The organism is Oleiphilus sp. HI0080 (genome assembly GCF_001635135.1).
The window spans coordinates 1-15,659 of record NZ_LWFU01000013.1 but is presented as its reverse complement, the minus strand read 5'-3'; the positions used below and the strand labels follow the sequence as shown (position 1 = coordinate 15,659).

Below are 15,659 nucleotides of genomic sequence, written 5' to 3'. Positions count from 1 at the left end.
GCTTTCCATAAAGCTTTCGGCCCGCATCGCGTGGGAAGAATTGTTTGCCGATGCGTTCTATTTTGGCAACAACTTGCTCCACATAACGAGCATCGACCGCTTTCATTGTTGACGCCGCAGTAAGGCGAGTCACCCTCGGTTTTCTGGCGTATTGTTGCAACTGCTGATCGTAACTTGCCTCGAGCTCTGCGATTTGCACACTGCGCTCTATCAGTGAACGAAGATCAGCCTGCTCTTGGTTCTCAATTTGTTTCTGGTTTGGCGCAAACAGAGCATTGAACTCGTCATCTGCAACGCGTGTTACCACGGCACTGTGCTGTGCTTGCTTTTGTTCTTGAGGTTTCGCCGGAGCGCTCGACTCCTGAATTAACATACTTTCGTCAATCGATTTGGTTGGTGAACTCTGTTTGGTCTTCTCTTCTAGAGAGCCTCCGCCCTGCTGATTTGTTTGCGCTAAAAAGTCTGCTTCATCAGGTCTCTTGTCGTCGTCGAAGCGCGCGAGTGTGATTTCCATCGTCTTGGCGACTGGTTTAGGGTCATCTTTTATGAAGTCGGTTAAAACCATTAGCGCGTGCAAAGCAACGGCGACAAAGATAGTAAAGCTTAAGCGATCGCTGGCTTTAATCTTTGCTTGAGGTATTGCTGACACGTGTAACTCCGAATTACTGACTAATTAATGCTGCTTGTGCTGAAGTTTTTGCTCAATAACATCCATAAGATCACCGGCAATGTTGAGATTGTAAGCGCGGTCGATTTCCTGAATGCAGGTTGGGCTGGTGACATTGATTTCCGTAAGATAGTCGCCGATGACATCTATTCCGACAAAAATGAGCCCGCGAGCAACAAGGTCGTCCGCTATTTGTGAAACAATCCAACGATCTCGCTCAGACAGCGGCAAGGCCTGCCCTGTTCCGCCAGCCGCTAAGTTACCACGATGCTCGCCCTCACTGGGAATTCTTGCTAAAGCGTAATCGATAGGTTTGCCATCGATGATCAGTATTCTTTTGTCGCCTTGTTTTATCTCGGGTATGAAACGTTGAGCCATCACCTGCGTCTCACCAAAGTTATTCAGCGTTTCTAAAATAACACCTAGATTTGGATCGCCAGCTTTGACGTTAAATATCGATGTGCCGCCCATGCCATCTAGAGGTTTGAAAATGACATGTTGGTGCTCTTTAACAAAGGCCCGTAGTTTTTTTACATCGCGGCTGATCAATACGGGAGGGCAGCACTGTGGAAAGGCCGTGGCGTAGACTTTTTCATTGCAGTCCCGCAGGCTGTTTGGACGGTTTACAACCAGAACTCCTAGCTGTTCGGCGCGCTCAGCGATATAGGTGGCATAGATAAACTCGCTGTCGACAGGTGGGTCTTTGCGTAAAAGAAGGACGTCTAGTTCGGCCATTGCTGTTTCTTTGCTGGGTTCAAGTTCATACCAGTCAGCGCCGTCATCAACTAAGTGCAAACGTTGTAAGTTTGCCATGGGAACGCCTTGATCAAGGGATAGGTCTTTTTGTTCCATGATAAATAGATCCCATCCTTTTGCGTGGGCAGCCCGCATCATTGCGTAGGTGCTGTCCTTTTTTGTGTTCACGCTTTGGATGGGGTCCATCACAATTCCCAATTTTATCGACATAGAAAACCTACCAAACAAAAATAATGTACTAGTCTTTAAGAGTATTGCGCTAACGATAGCGAGCTTAAGGTGTCGAGGCTACTTAAAACCGTTTAAGACGACGCTATTCTGCTTTACTCGCGGATTAAATCTTTAAGGTTTCTTTCACTACTGACGAAATAAGCTATACATAATAGATACTTATCAAAATGTTCGTGAAGCGATATTAAGAAAAGTTTTTAAGATATTGGTCTATAGTAAGTTTATGGGCCTATATTGGCGCATGTTTTTACATATAAATCGCACATGGTGCACAGGTAATTGCCTAGGCTGTAAGACAAAATGGAAGACAATTTCGAAAACTTAAAAATCATGGTCATCGATGACAGCAAGACGATCCGGCGAACGGCTGAGACCTTGTTGAAGAAGGTGGGATGTACCGTTATTACGGCTACTGATGGATTTGATGCTTTAGCGAAAATCGCTGATTCCAATCCCGATATCATCTTTGTAGATATTATGATGCCACGTTTGGATGGCTATCAGACCTGCGCTTTGATCAAAAACAACAGTGCGTTTAAAACCACGCCTGTCATTATGCTTTCGAGTAAAGACGGACTCTTTGATAAAGCAAAGGGTCGTATTGTTGGTTCAGATCAGTATCTGACCAAACCGTTTAGTAAAGATGAATTGCTAAGCACTATTCGTAATCACGCTCCGTCAAACGGATAACTGAAACACTATTCTCTCATCGCAAGATGATATTAATGAGGGAGAGCTATGGCTCGTATACTAATCGTTGATGATTCACCTACGGAAATTAGAAAAATTTCTACCATTCTGGATCAGCACAAGCATGAAGTAATTACCGCAGATAACGGTGCGGACGGAGTTGCGGTGGCGCGTCGTGAAAATCCTGATTTGATTTTGATGGACGTGGTAATGCCAGGGCTGAATGGTTTTCAGGCAACGCGACAATTAACTCGAACACCTGAAACTGCCGATATTCCGGTGGTGATTGTCACAACGAAAGATCAGGAAACTGATCGCGTTTGGGGCACTCGTCAGGGAGCAAAAGGCTACTTAGTGAAGCCTGTTAGTGAGAGTGATTTAATCTCTACTATAAACGAACTGATTAACTAGAAATTATGAGTGGTGAAGTTGCACATTCTTTTGAGGCGCTGCGGAATCTAGCCAAGAAGAGTGCGCAGTTTGCAGTTGGCTTACCCGCCCAAGATGAGGCGGTAGAGTATTTCAGCGGCATCGGTTTTTCATTTGCTGGTTTGCAGCTCGTCGCTGAACTGGGAACGGTAGCCGAGCTCTTAGATGTTCCGAAGTACACGATTATCCCAGGCGTGAAACCTTGGGTTTTAGGTGTGTCAAACATCCGTGGCCGCTTGATACCAATCATCGATCTCGCGCGTTATTTCGGTTTGAAGACTGAAAAAGCAAGAGCCCGAGAGCGTCGAATCCTTGTTGTTGAGCAAGGCGATATTCTTAGCGGCCTGATGGTCGATTCAGTACAGGGTATGCAGCACTTTGAACGTTCAACGTTAAAAACCGCTACAACAGTACAAATTCCACAAAGCATTGTAAGTTTGGTCGATGGCGCTTTCGAAAGAGATGAGCGTGATTGGCTGGTGTTTGATGCAAAGAGGCTGGTTTCTGATGACCAGTTTTCTCGCGTTTCACTCACACAAAATTAGTAAAAAATAGAGAACGAAAATAAAGGGCCGGGAGCCAGAAATATGAAGATTATGTCCGGAAGATTCAGCTCTGATCAAGATAATACCGGGGTTATATTTTGGTTAGGCATCGCGCTTGTTGTGATGCTGTTGTTCCTCATTGTGGTCTCCTACTTTATAGGTCAGGATAGTCGTCACGATAAGGATTACAGCGCATACGCCAGTGATTTGCGCGTACTTTCTCAGGAGGTTGCGAAGAACGCGACGGAGGCGGCTTCTGGTAAGGAAGAGGCCTTTGCTCAGTTGAAGCGTTCTCGTGAAGACTTTGAGAAATTACTTGGATTCATTGTTAATGGTAATCCGGATACGGGTTTGCCTGCTTCAAATTTACCGGTAGAGACCGGTGTAACCTCTCGATGGGAAAGTGTGAGTCGTAACGCTGACCGTATTTTGGAAAACAAAGAGACGGTTCTAACCCTGCACCAGATCGCCGCGACCCTGAACGAAACCATCCCTCAATTGCAGATAGAGTATGAGGATGTGGTATCAATCCTTCTCGACAATGACGCTCCGGCAGACCAGATCTCTGTTGCGGAACGTCAATCTTTGAGGGCTGAGCGGATTGTTCGAAGCGTAAACAACATCCTATCTGGAGACGAGGACGCAGCGATTGCGGCCAACCGTTTCGGAGAAGATGCGCGATTGTTTGGTCGGGTGATGAACTCGATGTTCGAAGGTAACGAGGCGATGGAAATCTCGCAAGTAACCGACGAGGATGCGATTTACGGGCTCGAAGCAATCGCTGAGCTGTTTGAATACGTCGATAGTAACGTGCAAGCGATTCTTGAGAACTCGCCAGAACTTTTCAAGGTTCGTAACGCGGCAAATTTGATTTTTGAAGATTCGATTGCCCTACTCGATGAGACCTACGAACTTTCTAAACAAGTTCAGTTGCAGGCTGATGGCCGCTTCTTTAGTGCTACACTCGCTTACTTCATTCTTGCTGCGATCATTGCTTTGATTGTCGTGATTGGTGTTCTCCTCTATCAAGAGTCGCAAAAGCGCCTTCGCATGACTGAGGAGCAAAATGAACAGAATCAGAATGCGATCTTGAGACTTCTTGATGAACTTGCTGATCTGGCAGATGGTGATTTGACCACAGAGGCAACAGTAACCGAAGACTTTACTGGAGCAATTGCTGACTCCATCAACTTCGCGATCGATCAGATGCGTGGTCTTGTAAAAGCGATTCGTGATACTGCGGTTCAAGTTGCATCTTCTGCTTCAGAAACCCAAGGCACAGCCATGAAGCTAGCCGAGTCTTCTGAAAATCAAGCGCAAGAAATTGCCGGCGCTTCAGCTGCAATCAACGAAATGGCGGTTTCGATCGATCAGGTATCATCGAACGCTGCCGAATCGGCAACGGTTGCGGAGCGGTCTGTAACGATTGCGAAAAAAGGTTCCGACGTCGTAAACAATACCATCAATGGTATGGATACGATTCGGGAGCAGATTCAAGAAACGTCAAAGCGAATTAAACGTCTAGGTGAGTCGTCGCAGGAGATCGGAGATATCGTATCTTTGATCAACGATATCGCAGACCAAACAAACATTCTTTCCTTGAATGCTGCGATTCAGGCATCGATGGCGGGTGATGCTGGACGAGGCTTCGCGGTTGTTGCCGATGAGGTCCAGCGACTGGCAGAGCGTTCATCCGCTGCAACGAAGCAGATCGAAGCGCTAGTTAAAACGACGCAAACGGATACCAATGAGGCGGTTATCTCAATGGAGCAAACGACGGCTGAGGTTGTCCGCGGAGCGAGATTGGCCCAGGATGCGGGTGTTGCCCTAGAGGAAATCGAAAGCGTATCGATGAACTTGGCAGATTTGATTCAAAACATCTCGAACGCCTCAAGACAGCAATCTATGTCCGCGGGCCACGTTTCAAATACGATGAATGTCATTCAGGAAATCACTTCACAAACCTCTTCTGGTACGAGTGCGACGGCAGAGTCGGTTGGTAACTTGGCAGAGATGGCAAGTCAGCTAAGAGCTTCAGTATCTGGCTTTAAGCTACCGCTTGATGATGATGAATCTCCTGAGCAAACAGTCTAGCTAGGTTTGGCTTCAGTCGAGAGTAAGCCAAAATGGTCCTATCGACTGCGGCGCGCTTGAACGTCATGAAACGAGATCAGGCCCAAATACCTAACATGAGCGACCGCCAGTTTGAAAGCTGGCGAGCGTTTGTAGAGGAGCGATTAGGAACGCACTTCCCGCTTGATCAGAAGTCGCGTCTTCAATCGAGTCTAACGATTCGTATGCGCGAACTCGATTACAGCGACTATGATCAATATCTGCAAGAGGTATCTGCACCGCTTCAGGGCTTAGGAGAGTGGCTAGTTTTACTTGATCGTCTAGTGATAGGTGAAACTCGTTTTTATCGAGATTCAAACGCTATGGCGCTCGCGTTCCTCGTTATGAAGAGTCGCCTCAAGCGAAAAAAAGACCGCAGCCTCAGTATTTGGAGTGTCGGTTGCAGCAGCGGTGAAGAGACATACTCTCTGGCATTTTTATGTGAAAGCTTGTTTAAGGAAATGGAGCTTGAGCCTCGGTACGGCGTTACTGGTATAGATGTAAGCTGGGGTGTGCTGGGCAAAGGCCGAAACGGAGTATACGAGAAGCGTCGCATGATTGGTTTGCCAAAGGCTTGGTCTAAGACCTACTTTGATCAATTAGGCGAAGACTCTTTTCAGGTAAAAGATTACGTGCGTAAGCATGTATGTTTTTCTAAACAGAATATGAGAGACATAAGTCAGAGCCCCCTCAAGAATCAGGATCTGATTTATTGCCAAAACGTGCTTATTTATTTTCGAAATGAGCTGAGACATAAAATTCTAGATGAGCTTGGAGACCGTCTTTCATTGGGCGGTGTGTTGATCATTGGTGCTGGTGAAGCACTGAATTGGTCGCATCCAAAGCTTAAAAGAGTCGATGACAAGCGGGCGCTGGCTTTTCAGCGTGTGCACGACTGAATAAGAAATTAGGGGTAGAGTGATGGGCAGCAGCCATGACCACATTGCACTGGACTGGGTAAGAGGGGAGCTCGAACAAACTCTTTTGCTAGCGCGCAATGCTTTGGAACTGTATGCAGATGATAGAGACGACCCTACACAGGTAAATTTCTGCCTTAATCATCTCCACCAAGTTAGCGGTACCCTGAAAATGGTCGAGCTAATCGGTGTGGCAAAAGTTGCTCAGGAAATGGAAGACCTGTGCGTCGCGCTCAGAGAGAATACCGTACATAGCTTTGATGATTCCCTTGAGGCATTGATGGGTTCGATTCTGCACTTGCAGAACTATATTGAATCGACACATGAAGCGCTCACGGAGATTCCACCACAATTAACGCCCGTCTTGAATGATCTAAAAGCAGCCAAAGGCGAGTCATTTTCAGCCGATGCATTTAGTCCTGATTTCAGCGCCAATCTTGTTACTCCTAACCCTATCTTGAATGCTCGAATGCAAGATGCCAAGGTTACGGAAAATCTTCGAAAGCTTCGTCAGCGTTTTCAGTCTTCATTGGCTAATGTGATTCGTAATCAGAACACTGAAGAGCATCTTGATTTTTTGGGCAAGGTCATTGAGCGTCTCGAAAAATTCTGCAAAGGCAGCCCTATTGGCCAGCTTTGGTGGATATCTAAGGGATTCATCGAATCGATTGAAGATAGCGAAGAACAATTAGGGAGCGCGGTAAAACAGTTATTGAGAGAGCTAGATCTTCAGCTTAAAGCAATGATTGATAATGCTAGCGATGCCTTGAGTCGAGAAGTTTCAGAAGAGCTGCTCTCGAACCTGCTCTATTACATCGCGTCCTCTAACAAGAAAACCGACCGTATAGATGCACTTGTTGACGCATATAAGTTATCAACACCCTCTCCTGACGGGGCAGAGAAAGGAATTCTTGGTCCAGACAAGACGACATTGAGCGCCATTGCAGATGTTCTTTGCGAGGAAATTAACTCGTTTAAAGATCGGTTAGATTTGATTGAGCGCGATAGTTCGGCCACCTTCGAGGATATCCGAGAACTTCTTCCTACGTTGCAAACCATGCAGAGCTCTCTGGAAGTTGTAGGGATTCCTGCGGCGCGAGATGCTTTATCGATGCAGATCGAGAGCTTGCAAAGCGTGAGTGGTAATGAAATCACTTCTGAGGCGATGAACTCTCTGGCAGAAACCATCCTGTCAGTTGAAGTGCAAGTTAAGCACATCGTTGACGGGCCTGATTCGGGTGAAGATGGCTTCGGCGTTCCGACAGAGCAGTTTGAAATTGCTCATACTGCTGTCATAGAGGCTTCAAAAGGCTCTCTGGAGTTAGCCAAAAACAGTATTGTCAGTTTTATTACCTCCAACTGGGATATCCAGCAGATCGAGAATGTACCGTCTGTGCTAGACAGCATTCGTGGTGGCTTGCAGATCATTCCCTTGCAAGAAGCATCAGAGCTAATAGCGGCCTGTGGTCAATACGTTCAGCAGCGTTTGCTTGACGGTAAGGAGCAACCTGAATGGGGTGACTTGGATCGGCTCGCGGACGCCATTAGTAGTATTGAATATTACATTGAGCGGATCGGTGAAGGGGCAAAAGGCGGGGAGCGCTTTCTAGAAGTTGCCCGAGAGAGCTTGCACAAGCTCGGCGTATTGCAGGATGAAGATCATCAACCTACCGAGCATATTTCTCATCATCACGTGACAGAAGCGGCAGCTGAAGCACCGAATGCTGAGCAGAAAGCGAATGATGAGCAGTTAATTGATGAAGAGATTCTCGAGATCTTTGCCGAGGAAGTTGAAGAAGTCTCGGAGGAGATAGATGCTGCGATCCAAGCTCTGCGATCTGATGAAGCTGACCGAGCTGCGTTGGCAGAATTGCGTCGCGCTTTTCACACCTTAAAAGGCAGTGGCAAACTTGTTGGTGCGGAGGACATGGCTACTTTAGCCTGGGCTGTTGAATCAAGGCTGAACTCTCGTGTTGACCAAAGCCTAAGTATCAGTTTAGAGGAATTGAATGCTGTCGACTCCGTGAGAGAGCATCTTTCCGGCTTGTTGGCAGACTTTTCTAAGGGTGCAGAGTCCGAGCTTGCGCGTCAGCTTGAGAACTCTATCGCTCGCGTATTTGATAATAGCAGCGCTTCCCCGGGCATTGATCCAGAATCTCCTGATGAGCGATCAATGCATCAAGAGCCGGCAATCGAAGAGCAGCCTGCAGTCGAGCCAAATGATCAACTTCCGGAAATGGAGCAATCCATTGTCGAGGATGTGCCTGAAGATGTTGAGCAGCCGCCTGTTATGGAGGTTGCAGAATCGGTTGAAGATGATGACGATTTGATCGACGAAGAAATACTTGAAATCTTCATTGAAGAATCGGAAGAAGTGAATGAAACGATTCAAGCCTACCTACCACGTCTTGTAGAAAACTATGATGATAAGGAGGCCCTGACGGAGCTACGCCGTGCTTTTCATACGCTTAAAGGCAGCGGTCGTATGGTAGAGGCGATGGATATTGGCGAGATTGCTTGGGGGGTCGAAAACCTTCTCAATCGAGTGCTCGACAATACCATTGAGATGCGCTCTGACATTGCCGAGTTTGCGAGCTATGTCGCGCAGAATATTCCTGCTCTTGTTGAAAACTTTAGAACTCGCACCAGCCCGGTCATCGACCCTGAGCTTGTTGAAGCTCAAGCACAAAGAATCGTTGAAGGAGAGGCATTTACTCTGACGGACGTCTCAAGTGACGAGCAGGAAACAGTCTCAGAAGACGAGTTAGCGCTTTCGAACGATGCCGGTGAAGAGGCACGAGAAAGCACGGTTGAAGCAGAGTTAGACGAAACATCACTCTCAGAAGAAGAATCGTCTATTGAAGACTCGCTTATTGAGATCTTTGAAATCGAGGCGCTCCAGCATATTGAATCTGTTGAGGAATTTTCGAAGGCTGCGATTGATAGCGGTAGTGCAGCAGTCGACGATAGCCTGTCACGTGCTCTTCATACATTGAAGGGCAGCGCTAATACGGCAGAGATGCAACCCATTGCGCACATTGCGGTCCCTTTAGAGCAGTTGATCAAGGAAATGCGTGCGAACGGATTTATGGTTGATGCAAAGCTTGCTGTTTTGATGCTAGAAGCAATGCAGCTTAGCAGGGCTGGCGTTGCGCAGGCTAGGACGACACCGCAGCAAGGTATCGATGGGACAGATACGCTTTTAGCTAAGCTCGCTGCGTATAAGCAATCTCGTATCTCTGAACTTGCAGAGGCGAGAGATGCAAACGATTTCGGTGCTCAGGATCCTCAATTAGTGAGTATCTTTTTAACCGAAGGCTTAGATATCTTGTTAGATGCTGAGCGCATTATTGATGAATGGCAAGATGGTGAGATTAGCGATGAGAACTTTGGAAAGCTCTATAAAGAGGTTTCCACTCTCAAGCGCGGAGCAAAAGTTGCAGGTTTGAACGCAATTGTCGAATTGTGTTCCGCTCTTGAACACAGCTATCAGACGATCCATGACTCGCCAGCTTCACCCGACAGCCAGTTCATTGCCTCAATTAAGCAGGGGCACGATGGTCTGATTGATATGATGGATCAGACCGCCGCGGGTCTCAGTGCGGATATAGATGAGCAATTAGTCGCGTTGCTCGAGAAAGTTGCGCAAGAACATGTGCTTACAAATGCTGTTCAGCCAGAGCCAGAGCCAGAGCCAGAGCCAGAGCCAGAGCCAGAGCCAGAGCCAGAGCCAGAGCCAGAGCCAGATTTGGATGAAAGTCTTGGGGAGCTTGAGGAGTCTATCTCTACTGCTATTCCTGAGTTTATCGAAGCGGATGCCGAACCTGAAAAGGCGGGAGAGGCTTTAGCAGAATTAGATCCCGAGCTAGCAGAGATCTTTCTGGAGGAAGCCCAGGAATTGATTGCGAACTCTGGAGAGCTTTTACATCAATGGCAAAGTGAGAGCGACAATTTTGAGTTAGTTGGTGAGCTCCAGCGTGATCTTCATACCTTAAAAGGCGGTGCGCGCATGGCCGAGGTGACCGCGATCGGTGACCTGTCTCATGAGCTGGAAACCTTGTTTGAGCGAACAGTCGATGCGCAGACCGTTGCAAGTGATGAAGTTATTGAGCTTTGTCTAAAGTGCCATGATGCTCTTGCAGCGATGGTCGACTCCGTTGAGCAAGGTTTGGTTCCAAGTGACGCGTCGGCACTTCTGCAATCCGTGCAAGCGGTTATTTCCGGAAAGTCTATTGGATCTGAAGAGCCAAGTGGTGAGGCTACGGCTGCGCAAGAGTCTCCGGAAATCTCAGAGCTAGAGGAGCAAGACCCATCAGCCGAGCAAACGCCATCAGTCGAGCAAGCGCCTTCAGAATCTGATGAGCCTTTTACGGAGCAAGATTCGCAAGAGATAGAAGTTTCTAGCACTCCAGATAGTTTGGAATCTGAGCCAGAGCCAGAGCCAGAGCCAGAGCAGCAGGACGTGGACACTCAGGGTGAAGATCCTGTTGAAAGTTCTGAACCTTCAAAAGATCTTGAAAGCGAAACCAAGACGGGCGTTTCTAGCGAAGCGGATGCGTATAGTCGTGCGGTAGAAAGTGTCAATGAAGCGTTAACTGTTTGGAGTAACGATGAGGAGCATATTGCCGGTGTCCCTGAGCTGCAGCAGGGAATAAAAACGTTACTTGCTCAACCCGCTATACGGGAATCTAGAGCGCACAATGAGTTCTTGGCTAAAACAGTTGAGTGTCTCGATGCCTTTGTAAGCGGCGATCTGCAAGACTGGAGCGCGCTGCAGAAAAGTGTTCAGTCTGGGGCGCAACTTTTGGCTGATGGTCCGGCAGAGCATGCTGATCAGTTTTTACGCCTGACCGAAGCGCTAGAGCATATGCTGCGCGACCAAATCATGAAATCTCGTTCGAAGGCAAAAGCTGAGGAAGATGATGCTTTTGACCAAGAGGTTCTGGAGATGTTTGCGGAGGAGGCTCAGGAACTGATTGAGTCTCTAGAAACTAATTTAGCAGACTGGGCTGAAGCACCTCAAGATCAGCATTTCAATCAGGAACTGCAAAGAGCTCTGCATACCCTAAAGGGCGGTGCTCGATTAGCAAGTTTAGATGCATTGGCTGATGCGAGCCATAATTTTGAGTCCCGCCTGATTAAAGGATTTGAAAGCAATGAATCTTATGACGGTTCGCTAAAAGAAGCGGCTCTTGCCGCACAAGATCAACTGCATACATTGATCAAAGAGTTTCTTGGGAATGCCGAAGATACGTCGGATAGTTCCGGTCCAGAGGAAAGCCAGCATGCTCAAGAAGCGCCCGCTCCGGCCCCTGAAAAGCAAGATCCAAACGCGCTCACACAATTAGGCCAAGGCAAAAGCACGAAAACAGAGAAACACACCACTCAACGCGCGGGTGCGCAAGAAACAGTTCGTGTTGGTGCTTTACTTATTGATGACCTCGTTAATCTTGCTGGCGAGACGAGTATATCGCGTGGTCGCTTAGAGCAGCAGATTAGTGATTTTGGATTCACGCTCGAAGAAATGAACGCCACGATCGAGCGTCTTCGAGAACAGCTTCGAAGAATGGAAATTGAAACTGAGGCTCAGGTGCTTTATCGCGCAGAGCAAGAAGGCATCACGGTTTCAGAATATGAGGAATTTGACCCTCTAGAGATGGACCGTTACTCGTCTATTCAGCAATTATCTCGTTCACTTTCTGAAAGTGCCACCGACCTAACCGAGCTTCGTGAAACTCTGTCAAACAGGGCTCGTGATGCTGAAACCTTATTGCTTCAACAATCTCGAATTAACTCTGAGTTACAAGAAGGCTTGATGAAAACTCGGATGATACCGTTTTCATCAATGGTTCCGCGATTAAGACGTATTGTACGTCAGATTAGTGGCGAGCTAGATAAAGCTGTTGAATTCGAGGTACATAATGCTGGTGGTGAAATGGATCGTTCTGTTTTGGAACGAATGATTGCACCATTAGAACACATGCTTCGAAACGCCTTGGATCATGGTATTGAGTCAAAGCAGGCGCGAGCGAAGGTTGGAAAAACCGAAACTGGATCGATCGATTTATCTGTTAATCGTGAAGGTGGTGAGATTGTTCTTCGTATGAAGGACGACGGCGGTGGTATTGATGCCGAAAAGATTCACGCAAAAGCCATTGCTCAAGGTTTAGTGCCTGCGAACGCAGACATATCGGATCAGGACAAACTTCAATTGATCATGGCTGCTGGCTTTAGTACTGCAGAAAAAGTAACCCAGATTAGTGGCCGTGGCGTCGGTATGGATGTTGTTGCCAGTGAAATCAAACAGCTCGGCGGCACCATAAGTATCGCGTCTGTTGTCGGTGCCGGAACCGAGTTTACGGTCCGCTTGCCATTTACGGTATCTGTGAATAGAGCGTTAATGGTGAATACGGGTGATGATTTTTACGCCATTCCGTTAAATACGATTGAAGGTATTGTTCGTGTAAGTCCGTATGAGCTTGAAGAGTACTACCAGGAAGATGCGCCGCCATATCACTATGCTGGTCGTGACTATGACCTGAAGTATCTTGGCTCCTTGTTACATAACATGCATCAGCCGAAGCTAAAAGGACAGCCGCTTCCACTACCTGTCATTCTAGTGCGTGGAACGGATAAGCCAATGGCTCTTCAAGTCGACAGTTTGATGGGCTCTCGAGAGATCGTGGTTAAAAGCCTGGGAGCGCAATTTAGTGATGTGCATGGTGTTTCCGGAGCGACTATTCTCGGTGATGGTAGCGTTGTTGTGATCCTCGATTTGCCGGCTCTGATTCGTGAGGAATCTACAGGCGTTCTCGATATACTTGATAAAGATGCTTCTACAGACACTCGCAGTGATACACCATTGGTTATGGTTGTGGATGATTCGGTTACGGTTCGCAAGGTTACAACGCGTTTGCTGCAGCGAAATGGTATCGATGTAGTCACCGCAAAAGACGGTGTAGATGCAATTGCGCAGCTTCAGGATACCAAGCCAGACGTGATGCTGCTGGATATTGAAATGCCGCGAATGGATGGCTTTGAGGTTGCCTCTCTGGTGCGACATGATGAGCGACTCAAAGACGTTCCAATTATTATGATCACTTCGCGAACCGGACAGAAACACCGCGAAAGAGCGATGTCCATTGGCGTCAATGAGTATATGGGTAAGCCTTTCCAGGAACAGGAATTGTTGGCGACGATTGAGCAAGTCCTGGCCGGAAGCATGAGTAAGGCTTAAAGGCCAAGAAAATGAAAATTGAAGCTGCTCTGGGAGTCATCAGTTCTGACCCATTGATTAGGAAGGGCTTGACGGATTTCGCAGAGCGGTTTGGTTTCAAGTTGGAGAATAGTTGTTCACCCGAGTCGATTGAATCAGGTGACGTTAATAATGATGAGCATGTCGACTGCTGGCTTGTTGACGAGGCGGCGTTTGAAACTCCTGGCACATGTTTTGAGGCATTTCTAGAAGATCTTGATGTTCCGGTGATCTATGGTCTGGAGCGGTTTAGCAGCGATACTGATGTTCTTGAGCGAGAATGGAACAGTCTGCTGAAAAAACTGGTTCAGCATGTATTTCATCCTGAACAGCGAGCCGAGTTTGATGTTTGGGTGCTTGGTGCATCTTTGGGTGGACCAGAAGCTGTGAAAGCTTTTCTGGATGAGCTACCAGAGAATTTGCCAGTATGCTTTCTCTACGCTCAGCATCTGGACGAGGTTGGCTCCAGAGCGTTACTCGATGTGATCGGAAGAGATGCGGCTTTACAGGTGTTTGCGCTAGATGGTGTAACACTGCTTCAACCAGGCGCCGTGTATAAAATGCCGGTTGATTCAAGTGTCGAGTTTGTTGCTGGGACATGTTTTAAGACTGATTCGCCATGGGTTGGCAGCTACCGACCTAGTATCGAAGAGTTATTGCGCAAAGTGAGTTATGCCTTTGGTCAACGGGCTAATGTCATTTACTTTAGTGGCATGGGCGAAGACGGTGCTCTAATTGCGAATGACATGGCTCGCCGTGGCAGTCGTGTTTGGGCGCAAAGTGCACAAACTTGTGCAAGTGCGGCCATGCCAGAGTCTGTTATTTCGCAAAGGATTTGTGAACGGATTGCTTCACCGTCAGATTTGGCAACGTTATTAAAGGCGCTTTATCAGACAAAATGATAACGCAGTAACACGCAAGTTAGATTGAAATAATAAGGTAGGTTAGGGTGCCAGAGTCAGAAATTATTTCGAGTTTATATCTTCCTATTACGGACGGTAAGCTCGTGCTGCCTAACGTCGCAGTTGCAGAGGTAATCGAATACAGCCGCCCGAAAGTAAAAGAGGGCTTCCCCCATTACTATCTCGGTGATATTTCCTGGCGAGGCATCGATGTTCCGCTTCTTAGTTTTGAGGAAGTAAACGGTGGCGATAGGCCTCCAAAAAATACGGAAGTACGTATTGCAGTACTCAACAATACTGGAACAGACAGTCAAAGACTTCCCTTCGTTGCTATCTTGACGCAAGGGCTTCCTCGCTTGGTTAAAGTCAGTGAGGATATTATCCAGCATGCCTCAAAAAGTGATTTGCCTGCAGAACACAGCCGAATTCGTGTTGATGGTGAAGAGGCTGTGATACCGAACCTGAATTATCTAGAGAGTCTGGCTATCAATCTTGTTTGATAATGAATACGCGCTCCCTGCTCGAAAACATCTAGCGGCAATTGCTGTTCTTTATAGTGTTTTTGCTGTCGTCTTCCACTTTTTGTATGGTGGTGTCGGTTTCGGTCTTGTCATAGCTTTACTCGCCTCCGGCGCGTTGATGCTGAGTTTTCTCGAGCGCATTTTACCTCAACGAGCGCTCATCTATCCGTTCCTGCTTCTGCTCTTAGGGGCAAGCTTTCTGATCGATGCTCCTGATGATAGTGATTTGGTTTTGCATCTCAGTCAATTTGCTTTCATTTGTGGATTAAGTCTTAGCGTAAAGCAGTCGCTGTGCATTTTAACGTCGATTGTAATCGTTCTGGCTCTCGCCATTGAGCAGAACTTCAGCCTCAATAAATATCTCGTGGTTTTGACTCTAGGCTCGCTCGGCATGTATTTGAGATGGTTGGTGCTGGGTCAAGCTTCTTCTCTTGAACAAGTGCAGACAACAGATAAGCAGACGGGATGTAAAAACGCATCGTGTCTTGAGCGCGATACCGAGCAGAACTTTAACTTGTATCAGCGCTATGGCATACCTTGCACGTGTTTAGTTTTTGATCTGGTATTGGATGAGAGCAAGTCCCTTCAAACTAAGAATAACTTGCTTTTGGCTGTAATTAAGTTGTGGAACAGC

Annotated in this window: 11 protein-coding genes; 9 read left to right on the top strand and 2 right to left on the bottom strand. The window is 47.3% G+C overall.

Annotation, left to right across the window (positions count from 1 at the left end; all coding sequences use genetic code 11):
* On the bottom strand, positions 1-649 hold a 649-nt coding region (locus A3751_RS00370; protein WP_068450925.1), incomplete at its 3' end, for a hypothetical protein.
* Positions 650-673: 24 nt separating this feature from the next.
* Positions 674-1,633, bottom strand: a complete 960-nt coding sequence (gene gshB / locus A3751_RS00365) for a glutathione synthase (RefSeq protein ID WP_068450922.1) — start codon at positions 1,631-1,633, stop codon at positions 674-676.
* A gap of 321 nt (positions 1,634-1,954) precedes the next feature.
* Between gshB and pilG the strand changes: the two genes are divergently transcribed.
* The 9 genes from pilG to A3751_RS00320 form a co-directional block, all read left to right on the top strand.
* On the top strand, positions 1,955-2,344 hold the full coding sequence (pilG, locus tag A3751_RS00360; protein WP_068450920.1) for a twitching motility response regulator PilG: 390 nt from the start codon (positions 1,955-1,957) through the stop codon (positions 2,342-2,344).
* Between the two features lie 48 nt (positions 2,345-2,392).
* The gene (locus A3751_RS00355; RefSeq protein ID WP_068450914.1) at positions 2,393-2,755 is read left to right on the top strand and encodes a PleD family two-component system response regulator; all 363 of its coding nucleotides are present in this window, start codon (positions 2,393-2,395) and stop codon (positions 2,753-2,755) included.
* A gap of 5 nt (positions 2,756-2,760) precedes the next feature.
* Entirely contained in the window at positions 2,761-3,318 is a 558-nt protein-coding gene (locus tag A3751_RS00350) for a chemotaxis protein CheW (protein WP_068450911.1), read from the top strand.
* Positions 3,319-3,360: 42 nt separating this feature from the next.
* A complete protein-coding gene (locus A3751_RS00345) occupies positions 3,361-5,412 on the top strand; it encodes a methyl-accepting chemotaxis protein (RefSeq protein ID WP_068450909.1) in 2,052 nt (683 codons plus the stop codon).
* Positions 5,413-5,444: 32 nt separating this feature from the next.
* Entirely contained in the window at positions 5,445-6,329 is an 885-nt protein-coding gene (locus A3751_RS00340) for a protein-glutamate O-methyltransferase CheR (protein WP_082862965.1), read from the top strand.
* Positions 6,330-6,351: 22 nt separating this feature from the next.
* Positions 6,352-13,584 carry an Hpt domain-containing protein gene (locus tag A3751_RS00335; RefSeq protein WP_068450905.1) on the top strand — a complete coding sequence of 2,411 codons (7,233 nt, stop codon included), beginning with the start codon at positions 6,352-6,354 and terminating at the stop codon, positions 13,582-13,584.
* An 11-nt stretch (positions 13,585-13,595) separates the two neighbouring features.
* Positions 13,596-14,504, top strand: a complete 909-nt coding sequence (locus A3751_RS00330; protein WP_068450903.1) for a chemotaxis protein CheB — start codon at positions 13,596-13,598, stop codon at positions 14,502-14,504.
* A gap of 47 nt (positions 14,505-14,551) precedes the next feature.
* Positions 14,552-15,004: a chemotaxis protein CheW gene (locus A3751_RS00325; RefSeq protein WP_068450899.1), complete on the top strand. Its 453-nt coding sequence runs from the start codon at positions 14,552-14,554 to the stop codon at positions 15,002-15,004.
* Positions 14,997-15,659: hypothetical protein (locus A3751_RS00320; protein WP_156492136.1), on the top strand; the 663-nt coding region annotated here is incomplete at its 3' end. The genes A3751_RS00325 and A3751_RS00320, both read left to right, overlap by 8 nt.

Excerpts from the sequence above, each read along its gene's own strand:
- gshB (WP_068450922.1), bottom strand. The coding sequence starts at position 1,633 with ATGTCGATAAAATTGGGAATTGTGATGGACCCCATCCAAAGCGTGAAC.
- pilG (WP_068450920.1), top strand. The coding sequence starts at position 1,955 with ATGGAAGACAATTTCGAAAACTTAAAAATCATGGTCATCGATGACAGC.
- A3751_RS00355 (WP_068450914.1), top strand. The coding sequence starts at position 2,393 with ATGGCTCGTATACTAATCGTTGATGATTCACCTACGGAAATTAGAAAA.
- A3751_RS00350 (WP_068450911.1), top strand. The coding sequence starts at position 2,761 with ATGAGTGGTGAAGTTGCACATTCTTTTGAGGCGCTGCGGAATCTAGCC.
- A3751_RS00345 (WP_068450909.1), top strand. The coding sequence starts at position 3,361 with ATGAAGATTATGTCCGGAAGATTCAGCTCTGATCAAGATAATACCGGG.
- A3751_RS00340 (WP_082862965.1), top strand. The coding sequence starts at position 5,445 with ATGGTCCTATCGACTGCGGCGCGCTTGAACGTCATGAAACGAGATCAG.
- A3751_RS00335 (WP_068450905.1), top strand. The coding sequence starts at position 6,352 with ATGGGCAGCAGCCATGACCACATTGCACTGGACTGGGTAAGAGGGGAG.
- A3751_RS00330 (WP_068450903.1), top strand. The coding sequence starts at position 13,596 with ATGAAAATTGAAGCTGCTCTGGGAGTCATCAGTTCTGACCCATTGATT.